This window comes from Cupriavidus necator N-1, assembly GCF_000219215.1.
Lineage (GTDB): Bacteria > Pseudomonadota > Gammaproteobacteria > Burkholderiales > Burkholderiaceae > Cupriavidus > Cupriavidus necator.
The window spans coordinates 3448430-3467532 of sequence record NC_015726.1 but is presented as its reverse complement, the minus strand read 5'-3'; the positions used below and the strand labels follow the sequence as shown (position 1 = coordinate 3467532).

Below are 19103 nucleotides of genomic sequence, written 5' to 3'. Positions count from 1 at the left end.
CGCCGCCTCTGTCTTTTCGTCATGTCACAATGTCTAAGGTAGCCTGATCGAGACGCATCCGATCTGAATCGCAGGCATGATGGAAACAAGCCGTCGTCGGCGTAAAGCCGCCACCAGAGCTTCGGCGTAATGGCGCCAGGAAATCACCGGCGTATTGGCGCGCCGGCGAATCTTCGGCATAAAGGCGCCAGCAGATCGCCGCCGTAATGGAGCCATCGAACCTTCATTGACCACTACCCTTCTAGCTTTTAGCCGGAATAGAGCATGAACGGAAGGTTCGAGATGTTTTATTACCGACAGGTCCTGGTGCGGCTGCGCCAGGGCGCGCACCATTGGCATACATCAAACGCTCCAAGCGCAACTTAGAGGTCCAAGCTTTTCCGTACACGTAGGCTGATTTCTCCTAATCGGCTTGGTCTTTGGCTGAAGAGCGGGCGCTCGACTGTAAGCAATGGGATGGACGCCCCCATCCCATTGCTTACGCTCGACTCTGATCCTCGTCAAAGCATGGCACCGGTTCGGCCGCTTTGTTATGATTGGCACCTTGCCTAAGCACGTATATAGCGGTATGTCGTGCGGGCGGCCCGTATAAGAAGAAGCCGGCATGAAGATCATAGACATTATCAAGAGCGTGCTGCCCGAAGGTACAGCTCATGGTATCCGTGCGATCCTCGATGGCGAAGTCGTCGCTGCGGATGCTAGTAGCGAAGAAGACTGGGGGCGGTGTCCTGCGTGGCCGCCGGATCTGTTTGCCGTCGTAGCTACGCTCGTTGATCGTTCGAGTTGCTATACGTTGGCGGGCCCCGATCCGGACGATCTCGATAGCCATGTTGCCTATCTCAATGAGGTCAGCCGACTGGCCGGGCAATGGACAGACGTATCTTCCGTGCCCGCAGGTATCACTAGTCTCTGGGAGCGACTTACCGGAGAGTTTACTAATATTGAGATCGACGAGGTATGCGAGCACACAGATGTGGCTCGCCTGCTACTAAAACTGTTCGCAATTGCAGACGAGGCCTGTAAAGGCATGGGCTGGTCAGCACCAGTCAATTCTTCAGCTACGGATGCTGGTACGCAGGTCGAAGAGACGCAGGGCCAAGATACTGAATTAGCTCACCTTAAGATTGCGGACCTGGCGCGGACAAGTCTGCTGAGTAGTCCAACCGACCCCGTCGACAGGCTCCTGCTGCCATATGCGCCGACATCGCTGTGCTCGCTCGTACCAATGGACATTGCGATTGTATTGCCAAAGTCCATGACCGCTGCAGTTGGCTGCACCGTGCGCTCACTTAGCCATCATTTGGCGCTGCTACCCGGGTACACGCAGATCGAGCCGACTTGGCGTATGGCCGACCGCGCCTATCCACCGGGTGCAAATACGCTGGAGCTGATGCGTCTATTGGTGGTACCGTTTCCGTTTCATATCCCCGACGAGAGTTTTTCGCTTTCGCGCGAGCCGCGCAGGCTTACAGATGATCTGTACACAGCCGGCTACTTCCGCTTGGAGCCAGTGTGGCTAAAGGACGATGAAGGACAGGACCTTACGGCTGAGATAGTTGTCAATGAGGTCCTGCGTCCGCTCCTAGAGAAAGCTAAGGTAGAGTCACGTGGCGAGATTATCCACGGAGTGCTGCTGCCGGAGTGTGCATTGTCCGCGGAGCTTGGGCAGGAAGTGGCGCAACTTTTAGCCATGGAGGGAATTGAGTTTCTTATTACTGGCGCGCTGCAGCGTGACGCCAGTGGCAACACCAAGAATATTGCACAGACGCATGTTGTCGTGCCCAAAAACAATGAAATAGGCGAAGACGGCATGATAATGGACGTACAGTTCAAGCATCATCGCTGGCGTCTAGATGAAAGTCAGGTAGCTCGGTACGCGCTCAGTTTTCCCGACTTTGCAGCCGCTCCCGATGGCAGGCGAGCCGCGCAATGGTGGGAAGACATCGATGTGGCAAACCGCAAGCTGCCTTTTTACGCTTTGCGCCCTGATATGTCGCTGACAGTGTTAATTTGCGAAGACCTGGCGCGGAATGATCCAGCCATGAGCGTTATTCGTGCTGTTGGCCCGAACCTCGTCGTGGCACTACTCATGGATGGACCACAACTCAGTGTGCGTTGGCCGGCGCGATACGCCACGGTTTTGGCTGATGATCCAGGTTCATCGGTACTTTCTATCACGTGTGCAGCAATGGTTGACCGTTCAAATTGGCGCGAAAGCAAGCCGGTTCGCTCGATCGGATTGTGGCGCGATGCTCATGGCGCTACCCAAGAGTTGAGCTTGCCGCAAGGTTGCCACGGAATGCTGCTAACGTTGAAGGCAAACAAGAAGACACAACATACGTTGGATAACAGGTCAGACAAGGACTCTACACGGCAGTTGACATTGAAATCGATGATCCCGCTTGCCCTTGATCGAGCAGTGCCGTGGCTGTAGTATGGGATACATAGCATACGTCTTATGAAAAAGGGGTTGGAAGAATGGCAACGAGAATTCGCCGTGTGAGTGCCCGCTTCCTGCGGCCGGAGGATATCGAGGCCATCCAACGGGTAGACCAAGCGGTTCAGAAAGGCGCGGTGCAAGTCGTTCACGACGCCTATGCGGAACGCATCCGTGCGTTGCATAAACGAGCCCGTGCAATTGACACGGAGGTCGTAGCGCAGAGCCGGCGGGTAAACGCAGCTGCGTAGAGGCGCGTCCGAACCCCTTGAAAATTGACCCTTTGGGAATCTAGATACTGAACTCGCGCCAGCACCAAGCGTCGCGAGCGAATCTGTAACTAATTGATTTTTAAGGGTTTTGATTGCGGGTCTCATAAAGTGACGGATTCGGCAACCGGTCTGTCGAGAACCAGCCTGTCGGCTTGATTCCTTTCTGGGTGCTTTATCTGACACATTGGTGTGCTCTAGGACGGCTCGATCTCTCATACCCGGCGCCATTGCAATTGACTCTGCGCGGGCTCGGCAGTGCATGGAAAGACTGGTATGAGTCTCTCACTTTCAGCGCGCCACCAGTCCAAATTCCGCTTTGGCTCCTCGATTGTCGACCGGGTGGGGGATCGTCCCCTACCCCGGAAATCTGTTCAAATCTAATTGTCTCAAAACTATCGCCGACTGCCAGGCACTAATTCGGCGCATGCCCGTATGCGAGCAGAAATTGGACACCCTGTCCTTCACTACCATCGGAAGCAAGTGACGAATGCTTCTGTACACTGGCACTAGACGATGAGTGCAGCGTGCGTAGCTTTCAGAATGTGGGGTGGCACCCAGTATCGGTGATACTGCCCCAGCGAACTCCATCGGCGCTTCCGCTGCCAGCCAAGCGCCAGCAATACTGGGCTGATGTACTTCCCCTGCGTGCCAAGTGCTTGCTCGAATTCGACCATAGAAAATGGGCGGTCACGCGCAATTTCTGGCAGGTCTCCATACCATTCCAGGAACTGTTGCGTAAGCGGCAACTTGTGCGGCGAGTCTGCTGGCGCGCTCTGCTGCAGCAACTTGATGTAGGCACTCATGCGTATTCTCGGTGGTGGTTAGCTTGTGCAACGCTTGATCTGAATCCCTGCCGGACGATCCGGATGATTTCGAGCTATTTTGGGAAAATCCCCCATAAAAAACAATGGTGAGAATTTTCCTGACCAGCCTCAAATCGTCCGGATCGTCCGACGGGCGTCAATAGAAACGTGACATTGCCTTCTGGCCTTCATTGTTCAAGGCAATTCCGCACGCGCACTTGGTGTTACCTGGGCCTCCTTTGATCAATTGAATGCCGCGTTCCGCGAGCCGTCGCCCGAACGCGATCCGCGTCATGGGCGTCTTCCAGCCCGCGTCACGTGCCCAGGTCGAATACGCCTTATACAGGTCGGCGGTTGCGGTGACCGCCCCTGCCACCGGGTTCACATGGTCGTCCATCCACTGTTTGAGGATGTCCATGTCGGACTGATACACGGCCACGGCATCCTTGACCGCTTGAGGCGGGTTCAGTCCTTGCTGCTGCCAGCCACGGAATCCGGCCAGCGCCCAGTTCAGTACCCCGGCACCCTCCCTGCGCAATTTCTCATTCAGCTTGTCGTCGCGCTCGCTGTCACCGATGGTCTCCGCGAACGGGATCAAGAGTACCCGACGCCACATACCATAGTCGCTCCCCGAAATGACGGGCTTATGGTTGCCGACGAGCATCAACTTGTGAGTGGGTGTCCAACTCGCGTAAAGCCCGTACGGATTGCGGGCCTGCATGGTGTCGCCGCCCGTCATTGCCTTGATCGCAGCCTCGGCAAATCTGGCACCGTCCTCCAGTTCCGATGCGAGCGCAAGGCGTCGCCCCTTCAGCAACATCAAGTCAGGACGTGCCGCACCGGGATCCGTTTTTTCAGCCATCAACGTGGCCGTGGGCAGAGGAACGGCATAGTCCCCCAGGAGCCACTGCAAGAGCTCCGCGAAGGTCGTCTTGCCGTTACGACCGAGGCCATAGAGAAAGGCGAAGCACTGCTCGCTGACCTCACCGGTCAACACGTAGCCGGCCAATCGCTGGAGGAACGGAGCGAGAGCGGGCGTGCCACGCGTGATGCGCTGGATGAATGCATCAAACGTAGGGGCGGTCGCACTCGGGTCATACTCGACCGGGCAGCGTTTCGTGACTCGCAGAGACGGGGACGGTGCCCGCAGCTTCCCAGTCCGCAAGTCCAGAACCCCATTCCTGACTCCAAACAGCATGGGATCGGCATCAAGTTCGTGAAGCCGAACGGTCATGCCGGGTTCGGATTTCGCCATTTCGATCATGGCGCGGACCCCCTGCAGGCGACTGCTGCGCTGCACCTCGTTCATGAAGCGGCGGGCCTGGGCGTCATCCGGCGCTGCCTTCCAACGCTCTGTGGCGTTCACGCACAGATGTTTGACAACGGTCTTGGCCGCCACGTCGGCCTCGCCCGGGGGAGCCACCACCCAGCCCGTACCCGCTTCGAATTTCAGCAAATCGCGGGTTTCGTCCACGAACAACAGCTTGTCCCGGTGCAGCTTCGCGAACTCTTCCCCGTTCCGAATATCGCCACTGCTCGCACCGGGAAGGCCGCTCGCGCCGCCAGGGCCGATCGAGTCAACCCACCCTGCGCACATTGCGTGGTAGACGAGCGTCCTGAAGCCGACGCCGCCCCCCGGCTTGAATGACCGGTATACATTGTGGTACTCGGACTCTTCGAACTTCTGCGGGGCGGTTTGGCTCCACTCGCGCGCGAGTTCCTCTGCACAGCGCCAGCCGGTCGCGGCGATGGACCACACGATATTGCGCCACTGCTGATACCCACAGTCGGCTGGAATCATGGCCAACATCGCTTTGACCCGTTCGATCTGCTCCGGCGTTTCTGGTAGGCTCGCGAGTGCAGGCAAGCCCTGCGGATTGCCGTCTGTCCTGACGACAGGCTGCTGCGTGGGAGACCGGCGCGCAAGCTCGATCAGGGTGTCCGGGTCGAGCAATTTGCCGTCGTTCGTCTCGCAAAACGCATCGGCGGCAGCATCTGCGGGGCAACTCGGCAGGTAGTAAAGACGAGCGGCATCCCGGCAAGCGCGGTCGCAGTGACCGCCCAACAGCACGTTCAACCCCTCCCAGACCTGCGGCCATTCAGCCAGGGTGCAAGGGCGCGTCAGGGGGAACACGATTCGGTATTTGACAACCCCCTGCTGAGGCTCATGCCAGTGGGACGAGTAAGCCGTCCAAGCATAGGACTGAACCCTGGGGCGCAGTTCCTCCAGCGTTGGTGCGCGTTTCGAGACCGACAACACCCGCCCCGAGGCCTTTTCCTTCTCCCCCTCGGTATCGACATCGGCAACGGCCATGTAGATAGCCAGCACGTTATCCTTCGAGCGCGTTGCTCCCGCCTTCATCTGCACGGGAGCGAACGCCTTCCCCGACTTTTCCGGTCGGATCTCCCGCTTGTCCAACAAGGCGACCACCTGCTGCCACGTCCCCGCGTACTGCTTGCCGACAGCATCCTTCTCGCTGGCGTAGCGCATGACCGCGTACCTGGCGGCGTTATCGTGACCTTCGGCGCGGTGGCTCATACGCGAACCTCCCCGGCCCAAGAGAAGGCGCGAAGAAGGGCGACGGCCTCGTTCGGCGGCGGCAATGGCAGCCCCTGCCTTGCCAGGCAACACAGCCGTTCAAGGAATTCGCCCTCCGGCGTGTCGCGCCGAAATTTCCAGAACTGGGTCACGCCGCTCGTGCTGACATCGCGCACCCCACCGAAGCCCGCGTCGATGATCGCGCGGCCGACGGCATACAGGCCCGTGCCAGGAGCGACCCGGGCAACGATGTACAACACCCCATCAGCCCCGACGCCCAGAACCGGAATAGACGAGGGCACTTTGCTGATAACAGAGGAAAGCATTACGCAACCTCCCCACGCAGCAGCGCCATGAGATCGGCAACCCGCCAGGCCAAGCGACCGTTGATCCGGACGGGGCGAATCGGGCCGTTCTCCAGGCAGGCCCATTTGCGCAGCGTTTGCGGCTTGCGATTGATCGCGGCGGCGGCCTCGTCCGTCGGCAAGATCTCGGGAAGGGGCGCGCGGTCAGGTAGTTGGTAACGGTACATTTTTCAACGCTCATGTTTTGCCTCGCCAGGCGGTACATGAGACGTTGATCGCGTGCCGAATTCGCTATCAACGCCGCAGTATTCCGCCGTGCTCGGCTTCGATTCTCGGCGTTGACAAACTTATGCGGTGCGGCCTGTCGGACCAATAGGCGCGGGCGCTATCGGGCGCTATCGGGCACTATCGGGCGCTAGGATTTATCCGCTTCAGCAACGAGTCCTTGGTAAAAATTTTGACTTTTCCGTTGTCCATGTATTTCACGCCCTCGTCGTCCACGAATTCGACTATCGGGGGTGGCCTGTCATTGCTTGACGCCAAGGCTACCAGTGCTTCCCACACGGTGTGGTAGTCCGCATGAGCCCCGGCCTTTTCCTTGGCCAGCGTGACTGCGGAATCCAGGACGCGGCTCCGACCCTTCTCCTTGGAGGTTACGATTTGTGTCCCAGCTGGCAATTTCCCGGTGGTTGTCCCGACGTGGCTCTGTGCAGGCGCTACTGCCGTCAGTCCGGACCCCTTCATCCATTTGTCGATCCACGAGTGATACCGCAGGCCGCTTCCTTGTGCAATGCACAGCCATTGGGCAAGGGTCCTTTCCGCGGGCGCGGCACGATATTCGTCATTGAGCTTTTCCACGAGCCTGACGTAATCAGCCGCGGTAGTTTCATCCGACGAAGTCTTCGTCGGGTCCGTCGTGTCATCGCGCGGGTTTGTGCCGGTAAGCAACAGGGCTGCATTCCGTGGCGACAAATCTTTCATCGCCCACCAGTACGATGCATCGATTGTTGCCTCCCACCATCCCAGGTCGTACTCCGCCTTTGCTTTGGGCGAGATCGAAGTGTCGGCCAGCAATGGCTGCTGCGTTGGATTCACGTTATCCATAATGAATGTGTTATTGACGCGGTGCGAGAGGGGGTGACGTTAGGCCGGCTGTTTAACGAGCTGTACGCTTGGCGGGCGCGACTCAAGACAAATGCCCGCCTGTTCCAGCATCCACGCTTCAATCTTGTCATGCCACAGACGCAGCATGTCGAGCGGGCGCCGACGGTAATGCTTCTCGGCCAGCGCGCTCGGCCGGTGACCTTGGATTTGCGCCACGACACCCACAGGCACCTCGCACCACTCGGCAAGGGTGCCGAATGACCGCCGCAGGCCGTGCAGCGACACGTGTGGCAAGCCCGCCATTGCTATGGCCTGGTTGTGCGCATACCGCGGCTCTGCGATCCGGCCGCTCGCTGCGCCCGGGCTGGAGAAAACCCAGTCGTTGCGTCGGGGCAGCGCCGCCAGCAGCGAGGCAAGGTAGGGCGTCAGCGGAATCATGCGGCCCGCTTCGGTTTCAATCTTGTCTGCAATGTGCAGGCTGCGCCATGTGAAGTCGACATCGTCCCATCGCAGCGCGGCCAGCTCCTCGCGTCGCGCGCCAGTGATGAGCAAGCCTTGCAGGTAAGCGGATTGCACCGGATTATGCAGTGAGCGCACCGCTGCGAACCATGCAGCCAACTGCTCGCGCTGCAGACAGTCGCCGGCTTTCGTGCTGCTGGCTCGGAGAGCGCCCGTCACCTTGGGGGAGGTGCAGCAGTCTGCGGGGATGATGCCCTTGTACTGGTCCTGTCCTTCGCACCACCTGACAAACGCCTTTAGCATCCGAAAGGCGTAGGCCGCGCTGGTCGGCCGCGCAGGCGTTTCCGCCTCAAGCCAGGCGCACAGCCTGTCTGCGCTCAGCTCCGACAGGGGCAGGGTCATTAGCGGCGAGAGTGGCCCGCGCGTAGTTGTCTTGCTACCGCGCTTCGCGGCAGTGCCGCCAGGGGTGGCGAGCTTAGCGTGGTCGGCGATGTACTGTGCTGACCTCGGTTTCTTGGTTTTCGGGGAGATCTTGGTGCGCAGGTATTCGAGATAGTCTGCCCACATCTCGGCCACGGTCGCCGACCTGCGCCGGCTGTCGGCCAGCTCGGCTTCGTGCGCGACGCGCTGCTTTGCTTTTTCGGCTCGCGGGTCGACGCCCTCATCAATCAGCCGCTGCAGGCGTCGCGCTTCATCCTGGGCTTGGTCGATGCTCCAGTCGCGCGGGTCGCCAATGGTTGTACGCACCGTGCTGCCATGGAGCTTGCCCTGGAAGATGTAGGATTTCGCGCCGTTTGCTGTCGCGCGCAGACCCAAGCCCGAGGCTTTGCTGTCCCAGATGAACGCTTGAGACTTCCCGGCGGGGCAAACGTGTCCGCCCACCCGGGCTGCCGTGAAATTGATCCTTGCCACCTTTGTCGCTCCTTCCTTCGGGCTGGCTTACACGACACACGGTGTAACCGCTATGTAACCAGATTATGGGCAGATCAATCAATTCCGGTCAACATTTAATCAGAAGGTGCGGGCGTGATTTCGTTGTTCCGCTGTGGACAACCTTGGTTACATGAGCACCGTGGAATGGGTTGGAATATTTAGTACAGGTGATTTGTAATCATCAGGTGGCGGGTTCGAGTCCTGCAGCCGGCACCAGAATTTGAAAACGGGCTACGCAATCTTGCGTAGCCCGTTTTGCTTTTGGCGTGATCTTGCACGAACGACTGAGCATTTCACTTCCCCTATTTCTGACGTTGGAAGAAAGCGATGCGGAGCAGGGCGGTCTGCCACCACAGTTTGCCCGGCGTCGAGAAATGACTTGTTTGCATAGTCATTTTGGCGTAAATTCCTGACTGGTAGCAATGACTGGGAGGCAATCCATGCCCGGCAACCAGATTTCCAAGACCGAGTTCAAGGCGCGCGCGCTCGAGTATTTCCGCCAGATCGAAGCCTCGGGCGATCCGGTCATTGTCACGGACCACGGCAAGCCCACACTCGAAGTGCGTCCCTATCGCGGGCTGGAGCGTGACCCCCTTCAGGTGTTGCGCGGCACCGTGCTGCGCTACGATGCACCAACGGAGCCAGTGGACGTTGAGTGGGAGGCCGGGCAGTGATCGTGCTGGATACCCATGCCTTGGTCTGGTGGGCAACTGGGAGCGACGAACTGAGCGACCCCGCGCGGGCGGCGATTGATCGCGAGCTACAGGATGGCCAGATTATCGTGTCGGCCATCTCCGCGTGGGAAGTCGCCATGCTGGTCGAGCGCGAGCGCCTGGTACTGGCCATGGACGTCGACACTTGGCTGGCGACGATCGCTGACATCGATGCGATCAGCTTTGTCCCCGTCGATACCGAGATTGCAACCAAATCGGTCCACCTGCCGGGGGACTTTCACAAGGATCCCGCGGATCGCATGATCGTTGCTACGGCGCGCAAGCTGGCCGTGCCGCTTGTTACCCGCGACGAGAAAATCCGCGCGTACTCGCACGTGAAGACGATCTGGTAGAAGACACCTCTAGGATCGCATAGACGGCGAGATACCATCTCGAATGCAACGCCATTGGACGGAGGTGAGCGCCCAGCTAGGCCGCCCCGAAACGCCAAGTTCCTTGCCGCTCGCTGCACGGAATTCCAGTGGGCCAACAAGCTACTGCTGCAGGCGCCCAACCGCGTCCCGCAGCTTCCCAACAAACCGCGACCCATCCCCAAACGTCATCACCAACTGCCGCGTAGCCCGCGTCATTGCCACATACATCAGCCGCGCTTCGTCTTCATCCGCCTCATCATGCTTATGCGGCATCCCCGTGGCCGGAATGCACACCAGCGGAAACTCAAGCCCCTTGCTGCTATGCATGGTGATCACCTTGACGCTGTCCGCGCCGGGCGTAAATCGCTTGGTGACTTGGGGGCATTCGAATGGAATACCCTTCCGGGTCAGCGCACTAGTGACGTGCCCGACCGTATCCCAATGGCGATAGAGCACTGCCATCTCTGACCAGGGCGTGCCTGCCCGGTTCTCGTCGGTCAGGATCTGCGCAATGCGCTCAGCTTCCGCCTCTACGTTTGGCAATTCGATCAGCAGCGGTTTGTTGCCGCGGCGCCCGGCACCGACAGGTTGCACGGTAGGCGCTTCGTCTTCGGCTGCCTCAGTCGGCCGCAGCAACTCATCCGCAAAACTACGCGCAACGGCCAATATCTCCTGCGTATTGCGGTAGTTCAGCTTGAGGATGGTCGTACGGCCCCGGGCCTGGATACCCACACTGGCAAAGGTCATCCCGCGCTTCCTGGCGCCGCCATAAATGGACTGCGCGTCATCGTAGAGCACCAGCAGCGAATTGCTCTCGGGATTCACCATCTGCACGACCAGCTTGAACCACTCCGGCCGGAAGTCATGCCCCTCATCGATCAGCACAGCGTCGTACTGGCCGGCCGGGATCGCTTTCCGGTCCACGCCCTGGATGACCCGATTCACCATTTCCTCAAACAGCGCATCGCTGGGGCGCCCCTTCGGCCGGTCAATGTTGTAAGTCTCTAGTTGCCGCGAGCACCACGCGTGGAAGTTATAGACGTGGACCTTCTCTTCGATGTCTTTCTCGATCATCGTCGCCGCCAGCTTGGCCGCGAGGGTCTTGTTGTAGCAAAGCACGAGAACTGGCCGTGTGACGATCTTTGCCAGATGCTCAGCCCGGTAGCCGAGGATCATCGTCTTGCCAGAGCCGGCGACGCCATGAATGACCCGGTGGCCTTCGCCGAGACTGCGTGCCAGCTGCTCCTGCTGGAGATCCATGACGCGAAGGATGTCAGGCATATCCAGCGGCTCAGCGGCATCCTCCGGAAAGAGCGCGCGTTGCTCCGGCATGCGGATCTGCGGGAACAGGTGCCAGCGGATCCGCTCGATCTGCGGCAGGGAAAGCTTGAAGGTGAACTTGACCGGGAACATCTCCCACAGGCGCTGCTGGAAGTGTTCTGCGTCGACCGTCTCGTACATCTCGTCCTGGCAGATCACCAGGTGCGGCGGCAGGACGTCACCGAGGTTGGTCTTGTCGAACTGGGCACGCGTGATGTTGGACAGGACGACGCCGCAGCCGTAGGGAAAGAAGGGTTTGCCTTTCAGTGAGCCGCTGGGCCAGACCAGTTGCGGATCACGCTGCAGCAGGTTGGTGACATAGAACATGTACTGCCGGGCTTGCTCAAGGGGGGTCATCTCCCGCACCTGCCCGCGATCCGTCAGCAGCGTGACATCGCGCTGGTCGATCTCCCGGATGGTATCCAGCCGCCAGTCCTTGACCTCCAGCACCAGCAGACCCCGGCTGGGATGGAAGACGATGAAATCCGGATGCCTGGTCTTCTCTCCGATGGCGACGTCATACCAGCACAGGTAGTCGTCCTCCAGCTTTGTCTCCAGACGCTCGGCGAAGCGTCTCTCTCCACTGGTCATGCGCGAAGTGACCGAACCCAGCGCGGGAATCAGCGTGGCCATGCGTTGTTGCTCTTCTTATTGCCCGTTCAGGAGCTGCGCTGACCACGGTTGGTGCCGCGGACCCGGTGCGACGGCGGTCAGGCAGGTTTGTTATGGGGCAATTGTAGGCACAAAACGGTAACGGTGGCTATTTCGGTAGTTTTGGTGATTTGCTGGTTGGCGACACTGGCGAGCCGGCGGCTCCGGGGGGCTGCCAAGCGGTCTGCGCCTGCTTTCCGGCGATCCGCGCCGCCGATCCGTCGATTCCCGCCACCCCCATGTCAGAGCCCGGATCGCAGTGGTAACCTCCCGCTATCTCCGCCCCCAGCCACCCGCCCGTGCACTCCCCAGACTCCCGCATCTGGCGATCCGCCCCAGAGCAGCGCGCCTACGAAGACGCCCGCCGCCGCGTGCGCGCGCTGCGCTTCTTCTATATGCACGCCATGGTCTACGTGGCGGTCAATGCATTGCTGATCGGCTTCCATCTGGTGGGATCGCCGCATCGGCCGTGGTCCGGTGGGCCGCTCATGGGCTGGGGCATCGGCCTGGCGATTCACGGCGTGATGACCTGGGGGCGCGTCGGCCTGCTCGGGCGGCAGTGGGAAGAACGTAAGATCGCGCAATACATGGCGCAGGAACAGGTGCGCACGCTGTCGACGGAGAAGCAGCTGGTCGAAGCCCGCATGCGCCTGCTGCAGGCCCAGATCGAACCGCACTTCCTGTTCAACACGCTGGCCAACGTGGTCAGCCTGATCGAGCCAGCGCCGCAGAAGGCCACGCTCATGCTGGAGCATTTCATCGCCTACCTGCGTGCATCGCTTGCAGCCAGCCGCGCCACGCAAGGCACGGTGGCGCAGGAGGCGAAGCTGCTGCGAGACTATCTGGCGCTGATCCGCATCCGCATGGGGGACCGGCTGCACTACTCGGTCGATGTCGAACCCGAACTCGAATCGATGCCGCTGGCGCCGATGCTGCTGCAGCCCGTGGTCGAGAATGCGATCAAGCATGGGCTGGAGCCCAAGATCGAAGGCGGGCGGCTGCTGGTCCGGCTTGAGCGGCGCGGCCCGCGCATGCTCGCAACCATCGAGGACGATGGCATGGGCTTTCGCCCCTCGGCCGGCGCCGGCGTCGGGCTTTCGAACCTGCGTGAACGGCTGGCTGTGCTGTATGACGGTGACGCCCACGTACGCATTGAAGAACGCTCGCCCGGCACCGCCGTGCTGATTGAAATCCCGCTGCCGCGTGCATTCTGAAACGGAGACGCCCTATGACGCCCACTGCCCTGATTGCCGACGATGAAGGGCACCTGCGCGCATATCTGCGCGGCAAGCTGGAACGCCTTTGGCCGGAACTGCAGATCGTTGCCGAGGCGACCAACGGCATCGAAGCTGCCGACGCCATCGCACGGTTGTCGCCGAGCGTAGCCTTCCTCGACATCAAGATGCCCGGCTTGTCCGGCCTGGAGGTGGCGCAAGGGATTGAAACCGATACGCGGCTGGTGTTCGTCACGGCCTATGACGAATTCGCGCTCGATGCGTTCGAGCGCGCGGCAGTCGATTACCTGGTCAAGCCGGTCAGCGAGGAACGGCTCGGCCGCACCATCGAGCGGCTGCGCAAGGCGTTGCAGGAAGCGGCGCCTTTGCCGGAACTGGCACAGCTACTGAACCAGCTCACGCGCGCCCAGCCGCGCGCGGAAACCGGTGGCCAGTTGCGCTGGGTACGCGCCAGCCGTGGCAATACCACCAGCCACGTGCCGATCCAGGAGGTGATGTACTTCCAGAGCGACGACAAGTACGTGGTCGTGCATACCCGCGATGGCGAACACCTGATCCGCACACCGCTGGCGGAGTTGATTGCCGGCCTCGATCCCGAGGTGTTCTGGCAGATCCACCGCTCGTCCATCGTCAACATGGAATACGTGGCCGGCACGCGCCGCGATGAGTCGGGACGGCTTTTTGTCCGGATGCGCGACAGCGAAGCCGAACTGCCGGTATCGCGCGCCTACATGCATCGTTTCCGGCAGATGTAAGGCAGCCAGCGGCGCCACTGCGCCGCCGGCTGAGGGATTCACTGGCGATCCATGAATTCCTGGATCTTGCGCTGTTCCCAGTCACGTCCGCGGCGCGACAGCCGCGTCCAGACCAGCAACCCATGCACCGCCAGCGCCAGGCCCCAGGCCAGGGTGGTGGTCAGCGGCCACGGCCAGCCGGTGCTGGCATAGTGCGACCACCGCGGCGAGGGAAAGTAGAAAAAGCGGAACCACAGCCAGCCATTGACGACAGCGTAGACCAGCAGGTGGATGTACCAGCCGCGCAGGGCACGCACCATGCGGCGCGCGCGCCAGTAGGCCATGGCGTTGGGGTCGTCGTTGGGCGGGAGGGCGTGGTGCATGGGATACCTCGTGATCAAGATGGTTGGCTTGCCTCAGGTATAGGCCACTGCAAAGCGCCTCTCCAGGCCCATGGGCCGAATCGACGGATTTCGTTCGCCGGTGTGCGCCCGGATAGTGCGAATGTCGGCAGGTCCGACACCTCCATGTCCCCCGACATGCTGCGACCTGATCAGCTTTTCGCCCCGCCGCCGGGAATACCCGCATAGGAAAAGCCCAGTCCTTCACCATAATCATAGTAATTATGATCATAAATACGAAGCGATGGACTCCAAGCCCACTCCTCAGATAGAGGGCAGCAGACGCGTGAAGCGTTCGGACCAGGTAGTCAACGATATCAAGCGCTGGATCGTGCAGACGCACCAGAATGTCGGAGACAAGCTGCCGCAGGAAGCAGCGTTGATCGAACAGATGGGCGTCGCACGCGGGACGGTGCGTGAGGCGCTTGCCTCGCTGCAGGCGCAGGGGCTGGTCAAGGTCAGCACGGGGCCGAACGGCGGTGCCACTCTGACGCAGCCGCCTTATGAGCGATGCCTGGAGGCAGTGTCCAACTTCCTGTACTTCCAGTCGGTCGACATCGTCACGCTGTACGCCCTGCGCCGCGCGGTTGAGCCGGAGCTGGCAGCCAACGCCGCCTTGCGCTTGACCGATGCCGATATCGCCGATCTGGAAGCCCTGGTCGGGCTGAGCCACCCGGAACATGGCGGCAGCACGGACTGGAACGAGCGGCGCGAAGCCGACCTGCTGTTCCACGACCGCCTGGCCGACGCCTGCAGCAGCCCGATGCTGGCGTTGTTCTGCCGCCTGCTCAACGACATCATCCGCCGCGTCATCGTGGTACGGAATGCGCAGGATGATTTCGACGACTTTGATGAAGAGATCTTCCACAGCCACAACGCGCTGATCGAAGCCTTCCGGTCGCGCGACCCGGAGCGTGCGCGTGCCCTGATGCAGGAGCACATGGAGCATGCCGAATCCCTGGCCCTGGAGGCCGAATCCCGGGTGGACCGCGGGAGCTTGCTGATGAGCCCGGGCGACTGATCCCCTGACGCGCTAGCGTCCCCCCTTTTCTGCACACCCAACCGCCATCGTCGCATCCGACACGGCGGGTGGGATTCCTATTGCCTGAATCCTGGGAGCCTTGACGTGAAACCTGCTGATTTGCTTTGGCGCTGGAGCGCCGTCGATATTGCCGATGCCGTGCGGCGGCGCGAGATTTCCTGCCGCGAGGTCACGGCCAGCGTGCTGGCCCGCATCGACGCCCTTAACCCTCGTCTGAATGCGTTGCCGGAGGTGCTGGCAGAAGAGGCGCTGGCCAGCGCGGATGTTGCAGACCGCCAGGTCGCCGAGGGCGCAGAACTGGGGCCGCTCCATGGCGTGCCGGTCACGATCAAGATCAATGTCGACCAGGCGGGCCATGCCACCACCAACGGCGTGATCCCGCTGAAGCACAACATCGCGCGTGAGGATGCCCCCGTGGTCGCAAACCTGCGCAGTGCCGGGGCCATCATCGTCGGACGCAGCAATACGGCTACCTATTCCTCGCGCTGGTTTACCGACAACGGCCTGCATGGGCGCACGCTGAACCCGTGGGATGCGGATATCACGCCCGGTGGGTCCAGCGGCGGTGCCGCGTCCGCGGTCGCTTCCGGCATGGGAGCGCTGGCGCATGGCAATGATATCGGCGGCTCCATTCGCTATCCGGCCTATGCCTGCGGTGTCGTCGGCTTGCGGCCGACGACGGGGCGGGTGCCCGCGTACAACCCGTCGGCCACTGCCGAGCGCAGCATCACGCCACAACTCATGTCCGTGCAGGGGCCGCTTGCGCGCAGCATTGCCGACCTGCGGCTCGGCTACCACGCCATGGCCCGTTATGACGGGCGCGACCCGGCATGGGTGCCGGTGCCGCTGGAACTGCCGTTGCCGCCGGGACCGATACGCGTCGCGCTGTTCCGGCGTTGTCCGGGCATTCCCGTCGATCCCGCGGTCAGCGCAGCGCTGGACAGTGCCGCGCAATGGCTGCAGCAAGCGGGCTACGCCGTCGAGGAAGCCAGCCTGCCTGATTTCATGGAAGCGGCAGCGCTCTGGCGCACGCTGACGGTCGATGACAGCCGCCGCAACATCATCGCAGGCGTTGACCAGCATGGCGACGAGGCCATGCGGCAAAGCCAGCGCAACATGCTGGACGGGATGCAGGAAACCGATCGCGATGGCTTTCTGGATGCCCTGGCGCGGCGCCAGGCGATCGCACGAAGCTGGTCGCTGTTCATGCAAACCTATCCGCTGGTGCTGATGCCGGTGTCGTGGCAGCGCCCGAGCGTGCAAGACGCGGATATCCGCACGCCAGAAGAGAACCGGGCCTTGCTGGACGCACAGAGCCCCATGCTGGCAACGGCGATGCTCGGCATGCCGGGGCTGTCCGTGCCGACGGGCATGGCCGGCGGCGTGCCGGTCGGCGTGCAGCTGATGGCATGGCGCTTCCGGGAAGACCTGTTGCTGCGCGCCGGCCAGGCCATTGAAGACGCGACGCGTTTTACCCCTTTCACCGACGTGCAAACCGGCATCTAGTCCCAGGAGCTTCCCATGAACGAACGCAAACCTGCTTACTCCCCACGGCTGTCGCGCCGCGCCATGCTGGCCGGCACCGCCGCCGCCCTGTGTACCGGTGGCCTGCTCTCCAGGACCGCATGGGGGCAGACCGTATCGCGCATCATCGTGCCGTTCCCGCCGGGAGGGCCGGCCGATTACATGGGCCGCCTGCTGTCCGAGAAGCTGAAAGACACAATGGGCCGCACCGTCATCGTCGACAACCGGCCCGGTGCCGGGACGCGCGTGGCGGCCGAATTCCTGAAGAACGCGCCGGCCGACGGCACCACCGTGCTGCTGGCCCCCGTCGATCCAATGTTCATCGGGCCGCTGATCTACAGCAATATGCGCTTCAACCCCGCCACCGATTTCACGGCGATCACCGATGTGACGGGCGTCCAGTTCGGTATCGCGGTCAGCGCCAGCTCACCCATCAAGACACTGGCCGACTTCGTCAAGGCCGCCAGGGCCAAGCCGGCTGACTATTCGATCGGCATCAGCACGGTTGGCTCGCTGCTGCATTTCCTTGCCGTGGAGTTCGTCAGCCAGTCCCGCACCGGCAGTACGCTGGTGCCGTATCGCGGTGGCGCGGCGATGGTGACGGAAATAATGGGTAACCAGGTCGCGGCGGGCATGGACGCCATTACGACCTTCACCGAGCTGCATCGCGGCGGCAAGCTTCGCGTGCTGGCCGTGGCAGGGGAAAAGCGCGCCGATGCCTTGCCGGATGTGCCTACCTTTGCGGAGTCTGGCTTTCCCAACCTGGTGACGTCGTCGCGCTATCTGCTTTACGTCCGCGCCAACACGCCGCCCGACGTGACAACGCAGTGGTATCAGGCCGTGCGCAAGGTGCTGGCCATGCCGGATGTGCGCGAGAAGCTGGCGCGCGCTGGCTATGACATCTTGCCGGGCGGCACTTCTGATGAGGTTGCCAGGTATGCGAGCGCGCTCTCGGCACGGTGGACCCCGGTGATCAAGGCGTCGGGTTTCAAGGGGGATTGAGCGGAATTCCGTAGCCGCAGCCAGACTCGGCTGGAGACGATTTCTATTTGTGTTAGCTTGCTGGAGAATTCCCGCGGCACCCTCCTCCTGTAGGGTGCCGCCTTGTATTAAGCATGTCCGCCCCAGTGTCGTAATTAGCCTCAGAAGACAACCCGGCCGGCGCCAAGGGAAAGTGCCAATGGCGCCGCATCGTGCCGACTGGCGCAATTGCTGTGGGGCGCAGCCACACAGGCTGCGAGCCATACACCCTAGGGTATCCAGCCATGACCTCCTTCTCTTTCGGCGCCCGCCGCCTGTGGCTCGCCACAGGCTTTAGCCTGGCACTCTCCGCCTGCGCCCCAATGATCGCGACCACCCCGGCAACGGTGGAGCTCATGCAGCCAGCCGCCACGGCCAAGCGCGTTCAGCTTCTGGCGCCGGCACAGGTCAAGCTCGACACCGGCTATTCCCGAGACCTCGCTGCCAAGTCGACCTGGTCGCAGGTCGGGCGCCTCCCGCAAGGCGATGTCTACCGCCCCGTCGGCACCATTCTCACAATCGAGGGCCGCCATGTTCACGAGGCCTACCTGGTCGTTCGCAACAAGACGCTGGTGGGCTTCTATCTGCCTGGGGAGCAGAACTACTCCCCGCTAACGACAGCAGTACCTTTGAACTTGGGAGAATCGGAATGAAACGGATTGCGCGCATGCTGATCGCCGGACTGGCGGTGTCGTCGCTGCTGGCGGGATGCGCTTCGGGCGTGAAGCACGCCGAGATGGCGGCATCGATGCCCACGCTGAAGCCGGGCGAGGGCCGGATCTATTTCCTGCGTTCGGCGTCGATGTTCGGGGCGGCCATCCAGCCAGATATTCGCCTGAATAGCCAGGTCGTGGGCGAATCCAAGCCCGGCGGTTTCTTCTTCGTGGACCGCACGGCTGGCAAGTATGTCGCGGCGGCTTCGACCGAAACCGAGAAGACGCTCAGCTTCATGCTGGATGCCGGCGAGACGAAGTACGTGCGCAGCTCCCCGTCGCTGGGGCTGATGGTGGGCCGCGTGGTGCTGGAGCTGGAAACGCCTGAGAAGGCGAAGGAAGAGCTGGCGTCGCTGAGCTATACCGGTGATCAGGTGAAGGCTGCGGCAAAGTAAGCATTACAAGCTTGCTCAGGTTGACGACGCAATGCGTCGTCAACCGAAGGCGTCCGGATCAAGCGGCTGAATCCTCTGCCAACAAACTCTCCAGCTGCGCCTTCACCAACCCCAACAAACAAAACGCAC

At 61.5% G+C, this 19103-nt stretch carries 19 protein-coding genes; 10 read left to right on the top strand and 9 right to left on the bottom strand.

Features of this window, described 5'->3' with window-relative positions:
- Positions 1-33 precede the first annotated feature (33 nt).
- A complete protein-coding gene (locus tag CNE_RS41010; protein ID WP_148271597.1) occupies positions 34-339 on the bottom strand; it encodes a hypothetical protein in 306 nt (101 codons plus the stop codon).
- Between the two features lie 265 nt (positions 340-604).
- On the opposite strand from CNE_RS41010, the gene CNE_RS16230 reads away from it, so the two are divergent.
- Positions 605-2434 carry a hypothetical protein gene (locus CNE_RS16230; RefSeq protein ID WP_013958173.1) on the top strand — a complete coding sequence of 610 codons (1830 nt, stop codon included), beginning with the start codon at positions 605-607 and terminating at the stop codon, positions 2432-2434.
- A gap of 781 nt (positions 2435-3215) precedes the next feature.
- On the opposite strand, the gene CNE_RS16220 is transcribed toward CNE_RS16230, so the two are convergent.
- From CNE_RS16220 to CNE_RS16195, 6 genes are all read right to left on the bottom strand, one after another.
- Complete coding sequence (locus tag CNE_RS16220; protein ID WP_013958172.1) at positions 3216-3512, bottom strand: hypothetical protein; 297 nt, start codon at positions 3510-3512, stop codon at positions 3216-3218.
- A gap of 157 nt (positions 3513-3669) precedes the next feature.
- Positions 3670-6051, bottom strand: coding sequence for a phage/plasmid primase, P4 family (locus CNE_RS38680; RefSeq protein ID WP_013958171.1), 2382 nt, complete (start codon positions 6049-6051; stop codon positions 3670-3672).
- A complete protein-coding gene (locus CNE_RS16210) occupies positions 6048-6377 on the bottom strand; it encodes a hypothetical protein (RefSeq protein ID WP_041228182.1) in 330 nt (109 codons plus the stop codon). Before CNE_RS16210 ends, CNE_RS38680 begins: the two co-directional genes overlap by 4 nt.
- Positions 6377-6583 (bottom strand): MerR family transcriptional regulator, encoded by a 207-nt coding sequence (locus tag CNE_RS16205; RefSeq protein ID WP_013958169.1) that lies wholly within the window; start codon positions 6581-6583, stop codon positions 6377-6379. The genes CNE_RS16210 and CNE_RS16205 overlap by 1 nt, the downstream gene beginning before the upstream one ends.
- A gap of 178 nt (positions 6584-6761) precedes the next feature.
- A complete protein-coding gene (locus CNE_RS16200) occupies positions 6762-7451 on the bottom strand; it encodes a hypothetical protein (RefSeq protein ID WP_148271595.1) in 690 nt (229 codons plus the stop codon).
- Positions 7452-7499: 48 nt separating this feature from the next.
- Positions 7500-8831, bottom strand: coding sequence for a tyrosine-type recombinase/integrase (locus CNE_RS16195; protein ID WP_013958167.1), 1332 nt, complete (start codon positions 8829-8831; stop codon positions 7500-7502).
- Between the two features lie 461 nt (positions 8832-9292).
- Here CNE_RS16195 and CNE_RS16190 point away from each other — a divergent pair, with 461 nt between their 5' ends.
- Both CNE_RS16190 and CNE_RS16185 read left to right on the top strand, forming a co-directional pair.
- Positions 9293-9526: a type II toxin-antitoxin system Phd/YefM family antitoxin gene (locus tag CNE_RS16190; RefSeq protein ID WP_013958166.1), complete on the top strand. Its 234-nt coding sequence runs from the start codon at positions 9293-9295 to the stop codon at positions 9524-9526.
- Positions 9523-9918, top strand: a complete 396-nt coding sequence (locus CNE_RS16185) for a type II toxin-antitoxin system VapC family toxin (protein ID WP_013958165.1) — start codon at positions 9523-9525, stop codon at positions 9916-9918. Before CNE_RS16190 ends, CNE_RS16185 begins: the two co-directional genes overlap by 4 nt.
- Before the next feature lie 141 nt (positions 9919-10059).
- On the opposite strand, the gene CNE_RS16180 is transcribed toward CNE_RS16185, so the two are convergent.
- A complete protein-coding gene (locus tag CNE_RS16180) occupies positions 10060-11892 on the bottom strand; it encodes a DEAD/DEAH box helicase (protein WP_013958164.1) in 1833 nt (610 codons plus the stop codon).
- 317 nt (positions 11893-12209) lie between these two features.
- Here CNE_RS16180 and CNE_RS16175 point away from each other — a divergent pair, with 317 nt between their 5' ends.
- Together CNE_RS16175 and CNE_RS16170 are read left to right on the top strand one after the other, a co-directional pair.
- Positions 12210-13124 carry a sensor histidine kinase gene (locus CNE_RS16175; protein WP_013958163.1) on the top strand — a complete coding sequence of 305 codons (915 nt, stop codon included), beginning with the start codon at positions 12210-12212 and terminating at the stop codon, positions 13122-13124.
- A gap of 14 nt (positions 13125-13138) precedes the next feature.
- The gene (locus tag CNE_RS16170; protein WP_013958162.1) at positions 13139-13900 is read left to right on the top strand and encodes a LytR/AlgR family response regulator transcription factor; all 762 of its coding nucleotides are present in this window, start codon (positions 13139-13141) and stop codon (positions 13898-13900) included.
- A 38-nt stretch (positions 13901-13938) separates the two neighbouring features.
- Here CNE_RS16170 and CNE_RS16165 read toward each other — a convergent pair whose 3' ends face one another.
- Entirely contained in the window at positions 13939-14262 is a 324-nt protein-coding gene (locus CNE_RS16165; RefSeq protein ID WP_013958161.1) for a 2TM domain-containing protein, read from the bottom strand.
- Between the two features lie 304 nt (positions 14263-14566).
- Between CNE_RS16165 and CNE_RS16160 the strand changes: the two genes are divergently transcribed.
- From CNE_RS16160 to CNE_RS16140, 5 genes are all read left to right on the top strand, one after another.
- Entirely contained in the window at positions 14567-15301 is a 735-nt protein-coding gene (locus tag CNE_RS16160; protein ID WP_238553008.1) for a FadR/GntR family transcriptional regulator, read from the top strand.
- A 105-nt stretch (positions 15302-15406) separates the two neighbouring features.
- The gene (locus tag CNE_RS16155; RefSeq protein ID WP_013958159.1) at positions 15407-16828 is read left to right on the top strand and encodes an amidase family protein; all 1422 of its coding nucleotides are present in this window, start codon (positions 15407-15409) and stop codon (positions 16826-16828) included.
- 15 nt (positions 16829-16843) lie between these two features.
- On the top strand, positions 16844-17848 hold the full coding sequence (locus CNE_RS16150; RefSeq protein ID WP_013958158.1) for a Bug family tripartite tricarboxylate transporter substrate binding protein: 1005 nt from the start codon (positions 16844-16846) through the stop codon (positions 17846-17848).
- A 263-nt stretch (positions 17849-18111) separates the two neighbouring features.
- On the top strand, positions 18112-18519 hold the full coding sequence (locus tag CNE_RS16145; RefSeq protein ID WP_013958157.1) for a hypothetical protein: 408 nt from the start codon (positions 18112-18114) through the stop codon (positions 18517-18519).
- The gene (locus tag CNE_RS16140) at positions 18516-18974 is read left to right on the top strand and encodes a DUF2846 domain-containing protein (RefSeq protein WP_013958156.1); all 459 of its coding nucleotides are present in this window, start codon (positions 18516-18518) and stop codon (positions 18972-18974) included. The genes CNE_RS16145 and CNE_RS16140 overlap by 4 nt, the downstream gene beginning before the upstream one ends.
- Positions 18975-19103: the final 129 nt, after the last annotated feature.